We start from the raw sequence: 20,234 nt of genomic DNA on the forward strand, positions 1-20,234 counted from the left end.
GTGATATCGATAGTCACTTATCATATTATTTCAGCTTGAAACAACTCGCTTTTGAAAAATAGTGCCTGCTAGGGTTTCTTTTTCAAACTTTTTTGTCAAAGAACAGTTTCATTTGGCACAGTCTGTTAGCGTGACCGTAAAGAGATGCGAAATTATCCAGCACACGGACACGGAGAACGGTCACGATTCACGATCTTTTTTCATTTTCCCCACAAGATAGATCATAAGAATGGTAATGTCGGCAGGGGAGACACCTGAGATGCGGGAGGCCTGTGCCAGGGAAACCGGGCGGATCTGGACAAGCTTTTGGCGTGCCTCTTTCCTGAGTTCAGAAATATTCTGGTAGTCAAGCCATGGGGGGATTTTATAATCTTCCATCTTTTTGAACTTCTCTATCTGGATTTGCTGACGCTCTATGTACCCCTTATACTTTACCTCAATTTCTACCTGTTCCTTTACTTCTTTTGATATTTGCCTTTGACTGAGTCCGGTGTCCATGGCTAGTAAGTGATCAAAGGCGCTGTCTGGCCGACTCAATATTTTTGTAAGGGTGTCCGGCCCCACCATTTTTTTTCCCAGATAGGTCAGGATTTCCGTAATGGACTCCTCCTTTTCCTGTAATTTGTGCCATTGATGTTCTGAAATGAGTCCGTAACGGTACCCATATTTCATTAACCGTCTGTCGGCATTGTCATGTCTTAAAAGAAGCCGGTATTCCGCACGGGAGGTAAACATCCGATAGGGTTCTTGTGTCCCTTTTGTAACAAGGTCATCGATCAGCACACCGATATATGCCTCAGAGCGGCCCAGGATAAAAGGCTCTTTTCCCTGTATCTTCAGTGCCGCATTGATACCGGCCATAATTCCCTGGGCAGCAGCTTCTTCATAACCGGAGGTTCCATTAATTTGTCCTGCATGAAAAAGGTTTTCTACCAGTTTTGTTTCCAGGGATGGCTGGAGTTGGGTCGGTGGTACAAAATCGTATTCAATGGCATAACCGTAACGCAGTATTTCAGCTGATTCCAGGCCAGCAATAGAATGAACGATTGCCTCCTGAACGTCATGGGGCATACTGGTTGAGATCCCATTGCAATAAACCTCAAAGGTATTTAACCCTTCTGGCTCCAGAAATATCTGGTGTTGATCTTTTCCTGGAAAGCGTACAATCTTATCTTCTAAAGAGGGGCAGTATCTGGGCCCCACAGATTTAATCTGTCCCGTGTAGAGTGGTGCACGGGACAAGTTGGCCACAATGATTTTGTGTGTATCCGGGTTCGTATGAGTAATATAACAAGGGACTTGTGAACAGATAACCGATGCTGTTGAAAATGAAAAAGGTTGCGGATCTTCATCACCATACTGTGGTGTGAGTATCTTATAGTTAATAGTGCGGCCGTTAAGACGCGGGGGAGTACCTGTCTTGAGACGCCCAACCTCAAACCCCATCCTCCCCAAGGAATCTGACAACTTTTCTGATGAGAGTTCTCCAATCCGGCCACCAGAGGTTATAAACTCTCCGATATGGATAAGACCTTTTAAGAACGTCCCTGTAGTAAGGATGACAGCCCTTGCTCTATATGTAATGCCACTTTGACCAATAATCCCGACTACCTTTTTATTATCGATGATGAGGTCGTCGACAACCTCTTGCCTCAAAAAAAGATTGTTCTGGCTTTCCACCCTTTTTTTCATGGATACCTGGTAGGCTTTTTTGTCGGTCTGGGCACGGGGAGAATGAACGGCAGGGCCTTTTTTGGTATTGAGCATACGGAACTGTATGCCTGTCTCATCTGTCACTTTTGCCATTTCACCACCGAGGGCGTCGATTTCCCGAACCAATTGACCTTTTGCAAGGCCACCGATGGCAGGGTTGCATGACATTTGGGCAATCGTATCCAGATTTATCGTGAGCAATGCCGTACTCATGCCCATACGTGCAGATGCGAGGGCTGCTTCGCAGCCTGCATGTCCGGCGCCGACCACGATTACGTCAAATTCTGTATGCATATACTACTTTGCACGTTCAACAAAACGTGTTTCCCGAATTACGGTAACAACGACCTCCCCCGGGTATTCCAATTGTCCTTCGATTTCTTTGGCAATATCATAACACAACTTGGAAGCGGCCTTGTCATTTGTCTTATCCGGACATACCATCACACGTACTTCCCTTCCTGCCTGAATGGCATAGGCGCTTTCTACACCGTTGAAAGAAGTTGCAATACTTTCCAGTTTCTCCAGTCGTTTAATATACTTTTCCAACGTTTCTCTCCTTGCACCTGGTCTTCCCGCAGAGATAGCATCAGCCGCACTTGCCAACACAGTATAAACAGATTCCACCGGTGTTTCTTCATGATGGCCGGCAATTGCGTTTACCACTTCAGGTCTTTCATCATAACGCTTTGCAAGATCAGCGCCTGCGATGGCATGAGTGCCTTCCATTTCAGGGCCTATAGCCTTACCAATGTCATGCAAAAGGCCGCATCTTTTTGCCAATGGGACATCCAGTTTTAATTCGCCTGCAATGATACCCATGAGGTTTGCAACTTCGATAGAATGCTGCAGTTGATTTTGTCCATAACTCGTTCTATACTTAAGCCTTCCAACAAGTTTTATCAATTCCGGATGAATATTATGAATCCCTAATTCAAAACACGTTTGCTTTCCAGTTTCCTGAATAACCTGTTCTACTTCCTTTTCCGTTTCTTTCACAATTTCTTCGATATGTGCCGGATGAATTCTTCCGTCAAGGATCAGTTTCTCCATCGATTGCCGTGCTATTTCGCGGCGGACACTATCAAATCCAGAAAGGACGATTACGCCAGGGGTATCATCCACAATAACGTCAATTCCGGTTGCCTTCTCAAAGGCGCGGATGTTCCTTCCTTCGCGGCCGATGATACGCCCTTTCATTTCATTGTTGGGGAGTTCAATTGAACTTACGATATTTTCAGCTGTTTGAGCTGCTGCGCACCGTTGAATAGCGGTGCTTATTAATGATACAGCAGTTTGTTCTGCATTTTCCTTTGCTTCCACTATTTTTTTTGAAATCAGTTCAGAGCATTTGATGTCAAGCTCTTTTTCCAGCCGACTTAATAAAAGTTTTTCAGCCTCTTCTCTGGATAAATTAGAGATTTTCTGGAGGGCTTTATTTTCTTCTTCTATTAACTTTTCAAGTTCTAATCTCTTTTCGTCTAATTTTTTTTCTTTTATGGCAAAATTGGCAGAAAGCGTGTCAATATACCTTTCCTTTTTTGTTAATAACTCCATTTTGCGTTCCAGGTTATCTTCTCTTTTGCTCAACCTCTTTTCATGTAACCTTAACTCCATCTTTGTTTCCTGGGTTTCTTTTTCAAAAGCCTCTCTGCGTTGGTACAGTTCTGCTTTCGCTGCCAGTTCAGCTTCCTTCTTAATTTTTTCAGCCGCTTGTTGTGATTCTTCAAGAAGATGCTTTATCTTCTTTTCGCTGGCAGCTTGCCTCTTTTTGTATACGAGAATACAAATAAAGTATCCAATGGCAAGGCATAGAGGGGAAAGGATGCATGCCAATAGTTGAAATAGTTGCATTTTACATTCATAAGCCGATTTGTCGGGCTCATCCTCCAAAAATAAAAAACAATCTTAGATGTAATACGAGATAATGAGAAATGAAGGTCGGGAAAAACGAAACTTGATGAAACCGTTTGGAAGAAATGCCACCTGAGCGAAATGCCAGTTTGAACAGAACTAGAATAGGAAATGAAGGACGGGATCTTTTAGAAATATTTCCCAAGAATTACATATTTTGACTTAAAGTACGGCATTGGCATAATATGATTATATAAAATGCCGTATCGATTATGGCAATAGCGCCATCTCTTTAAAGTACCTCTTGGACAAATCAGATTGGGCTTATTAAATATTTTTCCTTTAAGATCCATAATTGATTATCGTTAAATGACAATCATAAGAAGCAAAACAGTATATCAAAAACAACAGGTATCTTGTAGATATTGATATACTGTTTTTGTTCATTTCTCCAACTATTTCTAATATAAAGATTTAATAATATCAGGGGCATTCCTTAGATCAGCGTTTCCCGAGCTTCTCTTTAAGACTTTTCCAAAAAGTATATAATACTGACAATGCATACCATGAAATTTTAAAGTTCGTTTTGAAACGTAACACATTCCTTCTGGAATGCTTTTGTCAGCGGTTTTTCATTTAAATCGAATTTTAAACTATCTTTTAAACCAAGTCAAGCGATTTTATATCCATATTATGAAAAGGGTTAAGAAATTATGAATCATAAGTAACTGTTTTTGATTTTTTATTTATTACCTTGATGCTTGACAAGAAAAATATCGCTAAGTATAATCTTTTCTTTCATCTTAATAGAGGTTTTCAATGAAAGACTAAATATTTTTTTTGCTAAAACCATTGCTTTGATAATTTAGGAGAATCCATATGAGAGTCGAAGTAGAATTACCAGAAGTGGAAGGAAATAATGGCGACGAAGCGACAGTCTCTTTTTGGTATGTAGAAGAAGATGAAGAGGTTGAAGAGGGTGAAGACCTTGTCGAGATGATCACCGAGAAGACAACTTTTAATGTTACAGCTCCTGTGTCCGGCAGATTGTTAGAGATACTTGCGCAGGAAGGTGACGTAGTGAAAGTAGGTGATATTATGGCAATACTCGAAACTGAAGAGGAGGAAGAAGAGGAAGAGGAAGAAGAGGAAGAGGAGGATGAGGAGGAAGAGGAAGAAGAGGATTAGTTTTTCAAGCATCAAGCAATACGATGAGAATTACGTTCCTCGTTATGCTTATCCATAGCACACAATGATACAACCATTTATCCCTCTCTATCTACCTCTTGTTGCAGGTGGATGGAAGGGGGTAAAAAAGCTTTATCCCAAAGAACTTCCAGGGCATCAATAGTATTATGCATCTGTGTTAGACGAGATCACACATGTCTTTTAAAATCATCTCTTGCCAGGACCGTGTTGTGAAGTTATTTCAAAACGCTATTCTCAATGACCGTCTGGCACACGCTTATATCTTCGCTGGCCAGGAAGGCATCGGTAAAACATTATTTTCCAAAGAATTAGCAAAGACGATTTTTTGTCAACATCCTGGTGTGGATGCGTGCGATACCTGCAATTCTTGTAAAAGAATCACCAGTGATAATTTTTCTGACCTTTTTTTCATACTCCCTGAGAAAAACAGTCGGGTGATTAAAATTGAACAATTACAATACCTCCAGGACGTCCTGAGTGTCAAACCTCTGGAATCAAAGTATAAAATAGCAATTATACAATCAGCGGACAAGATGAACGAGGAGGCATCTAACTGTTTATTGAAAACTTTGGAAGAGCCTCCTTCCTATGCTATTATTATATTAATCGTAACCTCTTTAGAATCAGTCAGGGAAACGATCCGGTCGAGGTGTCAAATAGTCCGGTTTTCTCCGTTATCAGCAACCGTGGTAAAAGACATCCTCATAAATCGGTTTCAACTGGATAATAAACAAGCAGAACGATTAGCAGTCGTATCCAATGGCAGTGTTGAGAGGGCTACATTACTTTCCGGTACACATGCCCTTGAAAAGAAGAATTGGCTTGTTGACCGGATTTTGACATTAGAAATGAATGATAATTTAACTTTTTCAAAAGAATTATTCGAGGAATGGCATATCCAGGATCTGGAAGTATTAGAGGAAAAACGAACGTACGTAAAAGAACTGATACTTTCATTTCTTTTGTATTACCGGGACTTGCTTATTTGTAAGACAGAGGGAAGCGAGTTACCTATTTATTATATTGATTGGAGAGATGCATTAATCTCGAAAAGCAAATCATTCTCTGAAGATGTGCTGTTCCGCATTATACACGTGATCAAGACATCCCTGGAACATCTTGACCGTAATGCTAATATTACTTTATTACTGGAAAATATGATAACGAAGATACTCCATCTTCAATTTGGTTACAGAATACCATCTTTACAATAATAATTTTTAATTCTTTAATGCCAACGGTAATCATGGCTACATTGTAATTCTCAGTAGCTACCTATGTCAGTAACAGTTCAAAGTTGCGGTTGTAGCGCGAACTTCAGTTCGTCAGAGCTGGTTCAATCTTGCAGTTTTCCTTTTGCTGAGATTGTATTACTCTCTTCTCACCTTCACGGTTACAGTCGTCTTCAAACCGCTGGCTGCCTCGAATTTGACCCTTGCATTACCGGTCTTCTTCGTGGCTGTAATCGTAAATATAGCCTCACCGCTAGCGTCGGTATTTTGGCTTAACGGTGTAACTGATATACGCCTCTTACCTGTCTTGATCTTCGCCGTTACTGTTTCACCCACAACCGGGCAACCTTCGCTACCTGCCACCGCTACCGTTACGTCACCGCTCTCTTCTCTCCGGAGTTTCAGCATTTTGGGAAATGCCTCTATGGATTCAGCTTCGCATAGGGGTGTAGGTGTTACTGCGGGCGTTGCCGCCAATGTTATAAAAGACTTTTCATCTCCGTACGTATTATGATCTTTATACTGCCCAACTATCCTATAGTAATAAGTTGTTACAGGTGATAATCCATTTATGTCGGCGCTTACCATGTCATATGTCTCTGATTCACCTGAACCGTATGTTGCCACTGTACGGTCTAATGCCCCGCTGACCGTACAGTATTCGAACCACTTTGCTCCTATCGTCACATACTTCAGGATTCTTCCATGTAAAGTTGCCGAACTGGATGTTACATTTGTTGCATCATCTGTTATTACATCTGGTAGCTCCGTTGGTGATACTATTGGCGTTGGTGTTGCCGATATGGGTTGTAATTCAAAATCTAACGTTCGAGGGATACAAGGTTCTATGTCAATAAGTTGTGATAACGATTTGTAACCATCTGCTGATGCAGTAAGAGTATAAGCACCTCCACAACACCAAACCTCTTCTGGATCGAACCAAAGATAAGAACCATCTGCGTTTGTAAAAGATATTCCTAGACCAGCGCTAGCCTCAGTAATCATTGCGCCTTTAATACCTTTTTTAGTTAATGCATCTATTACCTTTCCAGGTATTATACAACTGCAATTATTGGTTGGATGTGGTGATGGTGTGACTATTGCTACGGGCGTCGCCGTTGCCGATAACGTAGCAAAGGACTTTTCTCGTCCCGTGCTTCCACCCACAATTACTCCACCAGGGTTAACGATCTGTGTTACAATCCTGTAATAATAAGTTGTGTCAGGAGACAATCCACTTATACCGATACTTACAGGTATGGCGCTACCAGTTGTCTCGCTAGTTCCAGTCACATTTTGTGTTGAGGATGTACCGCTGTAATTGTCACGGGTCGTTCCGTACTCAAACCATACTGTTATTGTAAGAGGTTCAAAAAAATAACTAATAACATTCCCATTTAGGGTTGACGAGCTTGAAGTCACGTCCGTTGCTTCACATGTTGTCGCAACCAGCGGTGGTGGCGCCGCGCATGTTAAATTTGAACAAAAACCAAAGATGGCACAAACAATTAAAAAACAATAGGCAAGGATAAAAGATGTATTTTTCATAGTTTTACCGCCGCCCTTACATTTTCAAAATAATATATGATTCAATTCGGTAAGCGAAAGCGAGGTAAGCAAAGAGAAATGGTATCTGCACCTATTGTAATATGACACAGAAAGGTTGTTTTTACAACTCTTTTCAGAGGGAAGAACAAAACCTCCTCTATCGGTAGGACAAGCGTCCTCGCTTGTCATTATGATATCAACCGGGGACGGTTGACCTACCTCAGGGGATTTATAGGTACGTTTGATACGGGAAAGGCCTTACACCTTATAAAGGTCGTGAGTGGCTTTAATTTTATTGAGATTTTTCAAAAAGCTAAATTGAAAATTATTGAAGTGCGGTAACACACCGGGCACATATGGTAGGATGTTCCTTGACGGTTCCCACGCTCTCTCTCAGGTTCCAGCACCTTTCACATTTTTTGTGTTGCGATACATTGCATTCTATCCAAAGATTTTCGGTTAATTCCCCCTTCACCGCTTCGGATGTTATACTCTTATCCAAATTTACCTCAGACACAAGAAATATCATAGGAAGGTCTTTTTCGTAGCTTTTAAGGAACCGCCAGAGTTCTTCGTTTTCTGTATAAAGATTGACGGATGCCTCCAATGAGTTACCTATCAACTTGGCGGCACGCATCTTTTCCAGTTCCCTTGCCACATCGGTTCTTATATTGATTAACTTTTCCCATCTTTCATTGAGAGAGTTGTCTGTCCAGACAGGGACTTCTTTTGGAAATGTCGTCAAATGAACGCTGGAGACGTCCTCATCCTTATGGATAATTGCTGACCATACTTCTTCCGCCGTGTGAACAATAATCGGTGCGGACAATTTAACAAGGTTTAACAGGATGTAATACATCACCGTCTGTGCGGCACGTCGCTCCTTTGAATTTTTGGGAAAGGTATAGGACCGGTCCTTCAAAATATCCAGATAAAAGGCACTCATTTCCACCGAACAAAAGTTGTAGATATTATGAAAAACACGGTGAAATTGTAACGACTCATAGGCCGACGTAATGTTCTTAATTAATTCTTGTGTCTTATGCAATGCCCATCGGTCTATTTCCAGTAATCCTTCATAGGCTATGGTATTTACCTTTGGGTCGAAATCGTAAAGGTTGCTGAGCAGATATCTGAACGTGTTGCGAACCCGTCTGTAGGCATCCGAACACCTGATGATTAAATTACGAGACACACTCATATCATTTTGATAGTCTAAAGAGGAAGTCCATAACCTGAGCACGTCAGCACCAAATTCCTTTAAAGCGTCTTCTACAGATATGAAATTTCCACGGGATTTGGACATCTTTTTTCCATGTTCATCAACAACAAACCCGTGTGTCAAGACAGATTTGAAAGGTGCTTTATCCCACGCACCAACCGATGGAAGTAATGAAAGCTGAAACCATCCACGGTGTTGATCCGTCCCTTCCAGATACAGATCGGCTGGATACGATAACTCAGTGCGCTTGTGTAAAACGGCATGGTGGCTTGAGCCAGACTCGAACCAGACATCGAAGATATCCATTTCTTTTTCAAACCGGTCACCCCCACATTGAGTGCATTTCGTATCAGGCGGTAAAAAATAAGATACCTCCTTGTAAAACCAAATATCGGCCCCTTCCTTCTCAAATTTGTCTCTCACATAATCTATGGTCTTTGTATTTATATGTGCTTGACGGCAATGTACACAATGAAAGGCAGGAATGGGTACACCCCATGAACGCTGTCGGGAGATGCACCAATCAGGGCGCTCCGAAATCATCTTTGCCATACGATTCTCGCCCCAGGAAGGTATCCATTTCGTCCGCTTTATCTCATCCAATACCTTTTGACGCAGGTTGTTATAATCAAGACTGACAAACCACTGCTCCGTTGCCCTGAAGATAACCGGATCATCACATCGCCAACAATGGGGATAGGAGTGGGCAATGTCTTTTTTATCAAGTAACGCCCCTAACATCTCCAGTTTTTTAATTATCGCGTCGTTTCCTTCTTTTAAGATATTGAGCCCGGCAAATTCACCTGCCTCTTTTGTAAAATTACCCTTTTCATCAACAGGACTTAACAGGGGTAAATGATATTTAATGCCGGTAAGATAATCTTCCTGGCCATGTCCTGGCGCTGTGTGAACACAGCCCGTCCCATCCGATAAGGTCACATAGTCTGCCAATACTACAGAACCTATTCTGTCTATAAAAGGATGCCGGTATTTTATACCCTCCAATAAACGCCCCTGTATCTTGCCGAGGTATTCGTAATCCTTGATTCCTAACGCAGATATGATTAATTCAGCCCTCTTATCAGCAAGGACAGTAATTTCTTTCTTTTGCGTTTTAGGATTCAAATAACGAATGGCAACATATTCATGTTCTGGGTGGATGGCGACTGCAACGTTTGCCGGAAGTGTCCAGGGGGTAGTTGTCCATATCATGATATACGAATTATTGCTGTCTGCACCTTTGAATAAATTGTCGATACCGTCAGTGAGTTTGAAGTTTACATAAATGGATGGACTGGGAGTTTCTTCCCTATAGTCAAGTTCTGCTTCGGCAAGGGTCGTTTGTCCAAGTTCATTGGGACACCAGTGGACAGGTTTTTTGCTTCGATACACATATCCTTTTTCAACCAGTTTTCCAAATACCTCGATGATGCCTGCTTCATATTTAGGATCAAAGGTCAGGTATGGATGTTCCCAGTTTCCCAGTATCCCAAGCGCCTTAAATTGAGTTCTTTGAAGTTTTACAAATTTTTCCGCATATTTTTTGCATTTTTTCCGAATTTCTGGTTTTGTTAAATTTTTTCTTTCTTCACCAACTTCCTGCATTACGCGGTGTTCAATCGGCAAACCGTGACAATCCCAGCCGGGAACATAAGGCGCATCATAACCCTTCATTGTATGAAATCGTACAATGAAGTCTTTTAATATTTTATTCAAACCGGTACCAATGTGTAGTTCACCAGTCGGGTAGGGGGGGCCATCGTGCAGGATATATTTTTCTCTCCCGGCACGTGTCTTGCGAACTTGCTCGTAGAGTTGATCCTTTTCCCACGTTTTTTGGATTTCCGGCTCTTTTCTGAGCAAATCCGCCTTCATGGGAAATTTGGTGGTGGGTAGATTGAGGGTGTTTTTATAATCCATATAGATGAGTAATTTCCTTAAGATTCCAGGTTCAATAAGGATTTTAAATCTTCAAGGGTTAATCCTTCAATCATTAATCTCTTATCTCGTGATGTTTCGCCGGAAATGATATGGATAGAGGATTCATGAACATGCAGTGTGTCTGCTAAAAGTTCAATTACTGCCTTGTTTGCCTTGCCTTTTTCCGGGGCTGCTGTAACGGCTAATTTCAAGCGTCCTCCATATTCGCCTATAATACGATTTTTGCTTGAACCTGGCTGTGTTCGGATGGATAGAATAACGCCTGAGTTTGTAGTGACAATATCAAGCATACGAATACTGGTAACTGTCCAATATCCAGTCGGGTTCTTTGAAATTTTATAACCGTCCCTCTTTCCCCTCCTTGCGAAGGAGGAGACGAAGGGGAGGTCTTCCATCTGATATTGAACAACTATTAATAAACTACCGAGAATTCATCGAATTCACCGGAGTATTCTTCCCTGCAGACATTTATATGTTCGACAAAAGCACCGGGCGGTCCTTTTCTGCACCAATTTACTATCTTATCAACGGCATCCCTTTTACCTTCAAAAACAGCTTCAACACTGCCATCGAAACAATTCTTTACCCATCCTTTAATGCCAAATGATCGGGCCTTGTCCCTCGTGGAAGCGCGAAAGAATACTCCCTGAACCCTGCCGTGTACATAAACATGCGCCCTTGTCATAGGCATATGCTTATCTTCAAAAGACTATTGTGATCCGTAAATATGTTCGCTCTCAGATGCGGAAGGTAAATAGTTTAAACCCACAAAGGTAAAGTTCACTATTCCAAACGCGAAGAGTAACCAGAATGCTAAAATAACAGAGGCCTTTGATTTGTTAACGTTCATTTTCGGCAAAACAAGGGGACTGTGTAAATAGACCAGATATGCAAGCCACGTAATCAAAGACCACGTTTCTTTAGGATCCCACGACCAATAATCACCCCACGCTTTTTTTGCCCAAACCGCACCGGTAACCATACCCAGGGTAAGAAAGGGAAATCCAAAAGCAACTATTTTATAGCTTAACCTGTCAAAATTTCTGGGTAATATCTCTTTCCCTTCATCACTTTCTTTATCCTCTTTACCCTTCCTGGCAAAAGGTTTAACAACTAAAAATATTATACTTGTTACAAATGAAATGCCAAAAGCAGCATATCCAAGCATATAGGTAACGACATGTACTAACATCCAGTTACTCTTCAATGCCGGCATGATGGGTCTTATGGTATCATCCTGAAGTGTTGCATAGAGCAATATTAACATCGACAGGACGGATGCCAGGGCACCAACGACCCTAAAGTTATAAACGAATTCGAATATAATATAGACAAAGGCCGTGCAGCAGGCATAAAAAATGAGCGATTCATATAAGTTAGAAAAGGGCGGGTGCCCAGCTTCTATAGAACGTTTTGCTACCATCGCCAGATTCAGACAAAATGCTAAAATGAGCAATCCAAGAGATGTCCATTTTGTAGTTTTGGATCCCCAGATCTCTCTTACTATGTAGCTAATGGAAGCTATTACATATACAATCAACGTGACATTGATCAAACTCATTTTATTATTCCTCCGCCTCTTTTTTTGTTTTTTTCCGCAGAAATGGCTTTATGTAAAATATAAATATAACCCCAAAACACAATGCACCAAAACCCGAGTACACTACCGGGATACCAGGGTCTTTAACAATTTGTAAACCGGAAAAATTTCCAGCCTCTGGATCGTAACTTGATTGATAAATAGCGTAGCCTTTGTATTTCAAAGGGTCGTTTACCCTGATGGTTTTTTCCGCTACGGTTTGACCATTTTCTTCGATTCGCAATTTACTCGTGAAGTGCTTGATTGACTCGCCCGTGGATTCATAAACGAGTGCGAAATTGTTATCGGGATACCATGTGGCATATTGATTATTGGAGAACAACCAATCTTCGGTCTTTCCTCGTGGTCCATCAACTTCAACTAAAATAGCAGGTATCCCGATCTCGTCTGATTTTTTTATAACTTCTCTTTTGAAATCGAAGGATGGGAAATATTTAGATACGGTAAGCTGATTCCCTGTATCGGCAATAGTATACTTCTTTTCCAATTCCCATGGTATGGTTTCTGCCACACGTTTGTCCTTTATATATGCAATTACCTGTTTTCCTTCGGGTGATTGAAAAATCCTTATGGTATTTTTTGCCATATAGGCACTGGCAATTCCACTACAGGTCAGTTTTACATTCTTATATTTCCCAGGATGCATTTTATCCCAGTCAGGAAATTTCTCAAATACCCAACGGGTTTCAGCGCCTTCCGGGCCATTGATTTCTATTTGAACAGCTGGATTATCCGACGGTTGCTCATGTAAAGGCCTTTTATCTCCGTAATTAAGCACATATTGTAACATTCTTATCGAATATTCAGTTCCTTCAAATTTAAAAACTTTATTTAATTCCAGAGAATAGTCTTGAGACAAACCCTGGCCAGCTATCGCTACAGATACCTTTGCATGTCCAGCCTCAACTGAGCTAATGGCTTTATCTAATTCTTCCTGGGAAGGCAGCCAGACATATTCTATTCGTAAATTTTGTTTTTTATCCTCATAAGAGTTACGATCATGAGCTAATAACCATCCCTCTGCAGCAACCTTTTCAGACCCCATCAGCCTTACAAAAATAGCCGGGTTCTCGGGTTTGTCTGATGTATTCATCGGTTCTTGTTGTAATTCTGCATCTGGAATATAGTCTTTGATAGTTACCCGATAATCCGATCCCGGAACTCGTTGCCTTTTCCCAGGTTTAACATCCAGCACTTTTTGACGGTCTTTACTCTTTACATATGACACGAGTTGAAATTTCGGTTCATTCTTTTCTAATATGAAATCATCTAAAGCAATCGAAAATGGCAAATCTTTCTTGACGTAGTCCAATTTCCCCTGCCGGTTGATCAACTGGGTAAGAAAATAATTTACCGATTTCCCTTCGTAAACATTTACGCCGCCCTTTACGCCCAGTTGGAATTTTACAACACCACCAATCAATATTAAAACAAGGCTGAGATGAGTGAGAATGAAACCGGTCTGCAGGAAGGTATTTTTCCACCGCTTTATGGTACAACAAATAAGGTTGGCACAAAGCAATACCAGCAGGAATGAAAACCAATAGGAGTAGAATACATTCGATAATTGTGTTATTCTGAAAAAATTTGCAAGTCCGTATCCATATCTTGCCGTATATTCATCAAGGGTTTTTTCTTGCAGGATTACCGTTCCCAGGATACATGCCACAACCATTATCAAAATAATTGCTACCGCAAGTTTTACTGAGCAAAAAAAATCCCAAACTTTGTTGGTTTCCTTTGGCTTGTATCGATTTATCTGTTTCTGATTGATTTGCTTTGCAGTATCTTTTGTTTCTGTTATTGTGCGAGGCTGATTCTGTTTTCCATTTTTCATAAGATTATCAAACTGAAAATAACTCAAAAATACTTTTACAACAAACTATAAAATAATATCAATACATTACATAAATAGGCAAAGATTTCACAAACAATAACACTTTAGATTCAACTTTTAGCATCATTGAAGTGACAGAGTCTTTTTAGACTGGGGTTGTTTTGAAACTTGGTTTGCGAATTGTGGATAACGCAGGCTTGATGTATCCGGCTATTTACATTACTACAATTACTAAACCAACGTTTCTTCCAATAACCTGCGGCTATTGGAAGAAACTATTTCCCTCAAACAACTTATTTTTCTTCAATCTCTTCTGTTTCTTCGAATGTTTCTACCGGTATCTCTTCTGTCTGTTCCGTCAGCACGGGTTCTTGCCCGGTGATTAATGAAGTTTCTTTCGGGGGCAATGAAGCAACTGCAGTCAATATTAAAAATTCCACCCTTCTGTTTTCCTTCTTTCCGGCGGACGTACTATTGGTTGCGATGGGGCGATTTGGGCCGAACCCGGCAATGTGAATTCTTGCTCCAGGAATATTTTCACTCTTTGTCAAGAAGTGAAATACACTCAACGAACGTGCGGCAGACAAATGATGGTTTGAATCCCACAGGTGTTTCGTTCTTAAAATAGGGTCGGTATCAGTGTGACCATCAATTCTGATGGCGATGCGTGGATTCTCTTTAAGGAAATCTGCCATTTTTTTCAAAGCCTTTTCTCCGGTAGGCTTTATTGTTGCGCTACCAGAGTCATAGAGCACTTTCTCCGGGAAAAGGAGCACAGGCCCTTCTACGGTATCTCTGACAGTTACACCCTCACCGATTGATTTTGCAAGCTTCCTGAGTTTATCCATCTCCTCTTCGCTTGCCCTAAGCTTGTCCGATAGAGAAGAAAGCTGTCCGTTAAGCCTGGCGATTTCGTCAGCTTGGTCTCTTATTGTAATTGCCTGTCTTCTGTTCAAATTTCTGAGCTCGCTCAACTCGGCACAACCTGACATTCCTACAAAGGCTAATAAAAGGAAAAACTTCGCGTATTTCCTATATTTAGACATTTTTTTTCCTCCAGTTGGTGAGGCGGAATAAAATTTTAAGTGCATCACGAAAACAGCTAGAAGTATCCATAATGAAAACAAACTATAACATGTGCCTTATCCGTTTTCAAGCGTTTTTTCAATGAATTTTATTTTTTGTAATGACGCTGTAATTATTTTAAATATCTGGTTATTTGTAAACCTTATCAGGGTCGAATATCTTGCTTTCTGCAATCTGAAAACTATCTGTCTTTGGAATATACTCTCGATAAAAGCATGTTTTATAACCTGCATGACACGCAGCAACATGCTGCTCCACAACAAACACGAGTGAATTTCCTTCGCAATCGAAAAACACCCTTTTTACAAGCTGAATATGACCCGAAGTTTCTCCTTTAATCATCAGACGGTTTTGAGAACGGCGAAACACATGTACCTTGCCTGTTTCAATCGTTTTTTCAACGGCGTCTTTGTTCATATAACATAAGGTAAGTACCTTTCCATCCAGCTCATCTACTATTATCGAGGGAATAAGCCCCTTTTCATTAAAGTGTAATTTTTCCAATAATTGCATAAGGAATCTCCTTTTATTTGACTGTATTAAGGCATTTTTTTACGGATCTGATGTTTTATATTTGTTTTCGGATTCAGGAGTTATTTTGTGATTTAGAAATTTGTTACCGTGCTGGGATTTCTCCGACTTAAACGTTACAATTTTCTTGTATAAACTTTTGGCCGTATCTTCAGGATTATCAGCATACATAATACTTGAAATGACAGCGACACCATCCACCCCACTTGCTAAAACAGTTTCTATGTTTTTTTCATTGATTCCACCCAGCGCTATAACGGGTATCGTAATTTCATTTTTCAACTTTCGAATTTCTCCTGAACCGGTGGGTTTCAGGAGTCCTGCCTTAGAAGGTGTATCAAAGATCGGTCCAAAGGTGATGTAATCTGCCCCGTAGCCTTGGGCTTGTAATGCCTCTCGACGATTATGGGTAGATAGGCCAATCAGTTTTTCAAAACCAAATAATTTCCTCGTTATGTTAAAAGGAAGAGACTGCCAGCCCAAATGCACGCCGTCTGCTTCTACCGCCAAGGCAATGTCGATCCTGTCGTTGATGATTAAATTTGCATTGAAATCCAAAGTTATCTTTCTCAGTTCACATGCTAAGGAATAAAGTTCATAAGTAGAAAGTCCCTTTTCCCTTAATTGTACCGTCTTTACACCACCCCTGAGGGCTAATTTTATTGTATCCAGAAATGGATGTTTACAAAGATTCCTGTCCGTAATTAGGACAAGGGAAAGATTATCTCTGTGTCGTTTTTTCATCTCCTTTAATATGTTGTTTCCTTCCCCTATATCTTCCTTTATTTCCCAACGTTTTCCTAACAATCCTTGATACAATCAATGGCTCCTGGACTTATAAATAGCGCATACTTAAGCATTTCATCCAATAGTGTGTAATGTATGCAGGAAAATGAAGTTTTTCAATAAAGATTCAACAATATCGTTTCTGTTTCCGAGAGTCAATCTTATTTTTAGTTGAAGTTCAGTTACGGCTCCCATCAGTTCATCTATTATCCTTTGGGTTTCTCTTGCCTGTCCTCATACCGCAGTTGTGTCTTTTGCTACCTTACTGCAAGAAGCATAAAAGACAAATCACCTGGGTTTTCTGTAGGGTAGCACCTGATCCGGTCAATACCTCATGGCAATTGCTTCTCTGAACAAGTATGTCTTTGATGATAAAATAAGATTATCTGCTTGACCCTTTCATTTTTTCTACCAAGGGTAAATGCACATTGTCCTTCAGTAAATAGTTACGAAAATTGCCGTATTGTGTTGTCAAATGATACAAATATGTCATTTTTACACTAAAAAACACAAAAATGTATAACCAAATCCTTTTTTCAGGATGCGGGTTAAATAACGGAACAGGTTCAGTTACAGAAAACTGATTAACTTTCCATAAATTAAAATAAAGGGATAAAATGCGGGTCGGACAACGTTTGGGACTTGGTTTTGGTATTATCCTTGTATTAATGATGGGAATGGTTTTTTGTATCTCCTTTTCTCTTTATAGGATTGGGAAAACACAAAAAACAGTTGCTGTCCATACTTCTAACATGAAAACTTTTAAGGAGTTAAGCGAGCATTTAGAACATTGGCTTATAACAGTGAAAGAAATTATAAAACAAAGAGACATATTACATGTAGACTATCACAAGATATTAGAAATATCTATAGAGAAGGAAATAAAAGACATAGACCTGGATACTTACGAGGAAGGTGCCAGTAAACTTCTAAGTGAAATTGTGCGGTTATTTCACAGTCTTAGGAAATTAGATACTAGGATGCAAATGTATCTTAGAACAGGTAATAATATATCCAAAGCAATAAAAATGGATGAGGTAATAAAAACATTTGAAATGGATGCATCCAAGCTTCAGAAAGTGTTAGCCGCCTTTGATGAAACGATTGCTTCAGCATATAAACAGACTATTGCTTCTTCAAAAAAAGTAGAGAAAAATTGCTGGCTTTCTATGTATATTGTTGTGGCGGTAGCGGTCATTTTTAGTATCGTTTATGCATATCTTCTAACAAGGGGTGTAACAAAGCCATTGAATTTACTGAGTACAGCAACAAAAAGAATTGCCAATGGGTCATACGATTCAATACTCAGGGCAAAATCATCGGCCGAAATAGAAGAACTTTTTAACGCCTTTAATACGATATCTTTAAAACTAAATAAGTCGAATAGGAAACTTGCACAAACATATAAAACTATTAAAGAACAAAAGGACTTTTTTAACACCATCCTTTCAAACACAAAGGATATGATTTTTGTAATTGATAAAGAAAACAAAATCGAGTATATGAACAATGCAGCGGTGAAAGAATACGGGTATGCGGTGGGAAGGTATTGTTATCATGCAATATGTAATCAGGAAACCCTCTGTCATCAATGTGGGATAAAGGAGGCCATGAAGGGGCAGACAGTAAAAATGGAAAGGACTATTCAGGGGAAGATTTACGATTCTATTATTGTGCCATTTGTAAATGGAGATATACATGTTTCTAAATTAGAGATTCTCAGGGACATTACAGAAAGGAAACAACTTCAAGATGAACTTGAAAAGTTATCGATTACGGACAAACTGACAGGTTTGTACAATAGAAGATACTTTGATGATATTTTAGAAAAAGAGGTACTGAGGGCAAAGCGCCATCAACACGATATAAGCCTGTTGTTTATCGACATAGATAAATTCAAGCATTTTAACGATGCGTATGGACATGCTGCTGGCGACAAAGTATTGCAACGCCTGGGAAGTTTAATACAAAAACAAATACGAAAGGGAATCGATATACCATGCCGATACGGTGGTGAAGAGTTTGTCATCATTTTGCCAGAAACTACGAACCGGAGTTCCGTTACCATTGCCAATCGTATACTGAATGATTTCCGGAATATTAAATTCCGCGTCCCCTTGAAGAATAAAACGGTTCAAAAGACAATAAGCATTGGTATAGCTGAACTCGGTTCTTATAATAACGCAAAGGCATTGTTTGTTAATGCAGATGAAGCAATGTATAAGGCAAAAAAACTGGGTGGAAATAGGGTCTGCGAATATGAGTTTAATGCATCCTTAAGATCTGCTGATTTTTTAGTATTGTGATAGTGCGGTAGTGGTCGTTTTGGGAACCTGTGGGAAAAACCTTTTGGTCTAGAACTAATGCGGCGGGCGCTCAGTGTGATGAAATATGCCAAATAATTTTTTGATGGTTTCTACATATCGGTATCCACCTCCATTCTTTGCCTCTAGTTTGGCAACTTTAGCAGGATGATGGAGGAGCTTGTTTATGGTGCGTTCCATGGTGTAAACAACTTGCTCCCAGTCTCCATTGTCTACACTTTTTAGTTTGGGCCTTAAACGTCCTAACTCTTCTTTCCCAACGCTATGAAAATGATTGCGTAATTGGGTTATTGCTGGTTCTATCTTCATTTCCTCAAGTCTTGCCATGAAGTGTTCTACCTCCTCTTCAACAATAGAACGGCATTTCTCCACCTCCCTGGTTCGTTCGTCAATATTCTGATTCACAACAGATTGTAAGTCATCAATATTGTAAAGATAGACATTATCAATGTTGGCGACATCGGGTTCAATATCCCTGGGCACGGCGATGTCTATGAGGAACATAGGATTGCCCCTTCGATGCCTGATTGCTTCTTTTACCTGGTCGACGTGGATTACATAATGCGGAGCAGAGGTTGAGCTAATGATAATATCGGCTTTAGCAAGGTATTCACCCAGTAATTCGTATTTAATGGCCTGGCCCTGAAAGGCATTGGCAATTTCCTGGGCGCGTTCAAAGGTGCGATTCGCAACCACAATGGTACGTGCCCCTTCTTCGTAGAGATGCTTTAACAAAAGTTCACACATTTCACCGGCACCCACCACGAGGACCATTTTGCCTGTGAAATCTTGAAATATCTTCTCAGCAAATTCCACAGCAACAGAACTGATAGAAACCTTTCCCTTCCCAATGGATGTCTTGGTATGTATGATTTTAGCAACATTGAGTGCCTGCTGAAATAGTTGGTTCATAACCTTTCCAGTGGCCTCTTCCATGGATGCCATCGTGTATGCTTCCTTGACCTGCGAAAGGATCTGCGACTCACCAAGCACCATAGAATCAAGACTGGCAGAAACAAAGAAAAGATGGTTCACGGCACGACCATCTTTATAGTGGTACATGTAGGGAGAAAAGCTGCTTAACTCAATTTTGTGAAAGTCCGCAAGGAATGAAAAGACATCTTCTACTTTAATAGTATCTTCTATAGATGACACATACATTTCTACACGGTTACAGGTTGATAAAATAACAGCCTCTGCCGTTTGATGTCTGTTGAGAAATAGTGATAAGGCGGCAGAAATATTATTGGCATTAAAAGCCAATTTTTCCCTGATCTCTACCGGGGCCGACTTATGATTAAGTCCAATGACCAGAATGCTCATATTCAAACCTTTGTCTAACTTAGTCTAC

At 40.3% G+C, this 20,234-nt stretch carries 15 protein-coding genes; 3 read left to right on the top strand and 12 right to left on the bottom strand.

Going from position 1 to position 20,234, the window contains the following annotated elements:
- Window positions 1-180: 180 nt before the first annotated feature.
- Together mnmG and rny are read right to left on the bottom strand one after the other, a co-directional pair.
- Window positions 181-2,007 carry a tRNA uridine-5-carboxymethylaminomethyl(34) synthesis enzyme MnmG gene (gene mnmG / locus E3K36_13680; protein MCF6156259.1) on the bottom strand — a complete coding sequence of 609 codons (1,827 nt, stop codon included), beginning with the start codon at window positions 2,005-2,007 and terminating at the stop codon, window positions 181-183.
- Between the two features lie 3 nt (window positions 2,008-2,010).
- Window positions 2,011-3,567 (bottom strand): ribonuclease Y, encoded by a 1,557-nt coding sequence (gene rny, locus E3K36_13685; protein ID MCF6156260.1) that lies wholly within the window; start codon window positions 3,565-3,567, stop codon window positions 2,011-2,013.
- Window positions 3,568-4,446: 879 nt separating this feature from the next.
- On the opposite strand from rny, the gene E3K36_13690 reads away from it, so the two are divergent.
- Together E3K36_13690 and holB are read left to right on the top strand one after the other, a co-directional pair.
- Window positions 4,447-4,755, top strand: coding sequence for a biotin/lipoyl-binding protein (locus E3K36_13690; protein MCF6156261.1), 309 nt, complete (start codon window positions 4,447-4,449; stop codon window positions 4,753-4,755).
- Window positions 4,756-4,949: 194 nt separating this feature from the next.
- Window positions 4,950-5,990, top strand: a complete 1,041-nt coding sequence (holB, locus tag E3K36_13695; GenBank protein ID MCF6156262.1) for a DNA polymerase III subunit delta' — start codon at window positions 4,950-4,952, stop codon at window positions 5,988-5,990.
- Window positions 5,991-6,146: 156 nt separating this feature from the next.
- Here the strand turns inward: holB and E3K36_13700 are convergent, their stop codons facing one another.
- The 9 genes from E3K36_13700 to thiE form a co-directional block, all read right to left on the bottom strand.
- Complete coding sequence (locus E3K36_13700) at window positions 6,147-7,556, bottom strand: hypothetical protein (GenBank protein ID MCF6156263.1); 1,410 nt, start codon at window positions 7,554-7,556, stop codon at window positions 6,147-6,149.
- 325 nt (window positions 7,557-7,881) lie between these two features.
- Window positions 7,882-10,698, bottom strand: coding sequence for an isoleucine--tRNA ligase (gene ileS, locus E3K36_13705; protein MCF6156264.1), 2,817 nt, complete (start codon window positions 10,696-10,698; stop codon window positions 7,882-7,884).
- Between the two features lie 17 nt (window positions 10,699-10,715).
- Complete coding sequence (locus tag E3K36_13710; GenBank protein ID MCF6156265.1) at window positions 10,716-11,009, bottom strand: DUF167 domain-containing protein; 294 nt, start codon at window positions 11,007-11,009, stop codon at window positions 10,716-10,718.
- A 122-nt stretch (window positions 11,010-11,131) separates the two neighbouring features.
- Window positions 11,132-11,410, bottom strand: a complete 279-nt coding sequence (locus tag E3K36_13715; GenBank protein ID MCF6156266.1) for an acylphosphatase — start codon at window positions 11,408-11,410, stop codon at window positions 11,132-11,134.
- Between the two features lie 18 nt (window positions 11,411-11,428).
- Window positions 11,429-12,280, bottom strand: a complete 852-nt coding sequence (ccsB, locus tag E3K36_13720; protein ID MCF6156267.1) for a c-type cytochrome biogenesis protein CcsB — start codon at window positions 12,278-12,280, stop codon at window positions 11,429-11,431.
- A 4-nt stretch (window positions 12,281-12,284) separates the two neighbouring features.
- A complete protein-coding gene (locus tag E3K36_13725) occupies window positions 12,285-14,156 on the bottom strand; it encodes a hypothetical protein (GenBank protein ID MCF6156268.1) in 1,872 nt (623 codons plus the stop codon).
- Window positions 14,157-14,449: 293 nt separating this feature from the next.
- Window positions 14,450-15,247, bottom strand: coding sequence for a hypothetical protein (locus tag E3K36_13730; protein ID MCF6156269.1), 798 nt, complete (start codon window positions 15,245-15,247; stop codon window positions 14,450-14,452).
- A gap of 124 nt (window positions 15,248-15,371) precedes the next feature.
- Window positions 15,372-15,755 carry a phosphoribosyl-AMP cyclohydrolase gene (locus E3K36_13735; GenBank protein MCF6156270.1) on the bottom strand — a complete coding sequence of 128 codons (384 nt, stop codon included), beginning with the start codon at window positions 15,753-15,755 and terminating at the stop codon, window positions 15,372-15,374.
- A 39-nt stretch (window positions 15,756-15,794) separates the two neighbouring features.
- Window positions 15,795-16,517 carry a thiamine phosphate synthase gene (gene thiE / locus E3K36_13740; GenBank protein MCF6156271.1) on the bottom strand — a complete coding sequence of 241 codons (723 nt, stop codon included), beginning with the start codon at window positions 16,515-16,517 and terminating at the stop codon, window positions 15,795-15,797.
- 659 nt (window positions 16,518-17,176) lie between these two features.
- Here thiE and E3K36_13745 point away from each other — a divergent pair.
- Window positions 17,177-18,865, top strand: a complete 1,689-nt coding sequence (locus tag E3K36_13745; protein ID MCF6156272.1) for a diguanylate cyclase — start codon at window positions 17,177-17,179, stop codon at window positions 18,863-18,865.
- A gap of 54 nt (window positions 18,866-18,919) precedes the next feature.
- On the opposite strand, the gene E3K36_13750 is transcribed toward E3K36_13745, so the two are convergent.
- On the bottom strand, window positions 18,920-20,206 hold the full coding sequence (locus tag E3K36_13750; GenBank protein MCF6156273.1) for a glutamyl-tRNA reductase: 1,287 nt from the start codon (window positions 20,204-20,206) through the stop codon (window positions 18,920-18,922).
- Window positions 20,207-20,234 lie beyond the last annotated feature (28 nt).

It is taken from the genome of Candidatus Brocadia sp., assembly GCA_021646415.1.
GTDB lineage: Bacteria > Planctomycetota > Brocadiia > Brocadiales > Brocadiaceae > Brocadia.

Coding starts and splice junctions, on each gene's coding strand:
- mnmG (MCF6156259.1), bottom strand. CDS start 2,007: ATGCATACAGAATTTGACGTAATCGTGGTCGGCGCCGGACATGCAGGC.
- rny (MCF6156260.1), bottom strand. CDS start 3,567: ATGCAACTATTTCAACTATTGGCATGCATCCTTTCCCCTCTATGCCTT.
- E3K36_13690 (MCF6156261.1), top strand. CDS start 4,447: ATGAGAGTCGAAGTAGAATTACCAGAAGTGGAAGGAAATAATGGCGAC.
- holB (MCF6156262.1), top strand. CDS start 4,950: ATGTCTTTTAAAATCATCTCTTGCCAGGACCGTGTTGTGAAGTTATTT.
- E3K36_13700 (MCF6156263.1), bottom strand. CDS start 7,556: ATGAAAAATACATCTTTTATCCTTGCCTATTGTTTTTTAATTGTTTGT.
- ileS (MCF6156264.1), bottom strand. CDS start 10,698: ATGGATTATAAAAACACCCTCAATCTACCCACCACCAAATTTCCCATG.
- E3K36_13710 (MCF6156265.1), bottom strand. CDS start 11,009: ATGCTTGATATTGTCACTACAAACTCAGGCGTTATTCTATCCATCCGA.
- E3K36_13715 (MCF6156266.1), bottom strand. CDS start 11,410: ATGCCTATGACAAGGGCGCATGTTTATGTACACGGCAGGGTTCAGGGA.
- ccsB (MCF6156267.1), bottom strand. CDS start 12,280: ATGAGTTTGATCAATGTCACGTTGATTGTATATGTAATAGCTTCCATT.
- E3K36_13725 (MCF6156268.1), bottom strand. CDS start 14,156: ATGAAAAATGGAAAACAGAATCAGCCTCGCACAATAACAGAAACAAAA.
- E3K36_13730 (MCF6156269.1), bottom strand. CDS start 15,247: ATGCACTTAAAATTTTATTCCGCCTCACCAACTGGAGGAAAAAAAATG.
- E3K36_13735 (MCF6156270.1), bottom strand. CDS start 15,755: ATGCAATTATTGGAAAAATTACACTTTAATGAAAAGGGGCTTATTCCC.
- thiE (MCF6156271.1), bottom strand. CDS start 16,517: ATGAAAAAACGACACAGAGATAATCTTTCCCTTGTCCTAATTACGGAC.
- E3K36_13745 (MCF6156272.1), top strand. CDS start 17,177: ATGCGGGTCGGACAACGTTTGGGACTTGGTTTTGGTATTATCCTTGTA.
- E3K36_13750 (MCF6156273.1), bottom strand. CDS start 20,206: ATGAGCATTCTGGTCATTGGACTTAATCATAAGTCGGCCCCGGTAGAG.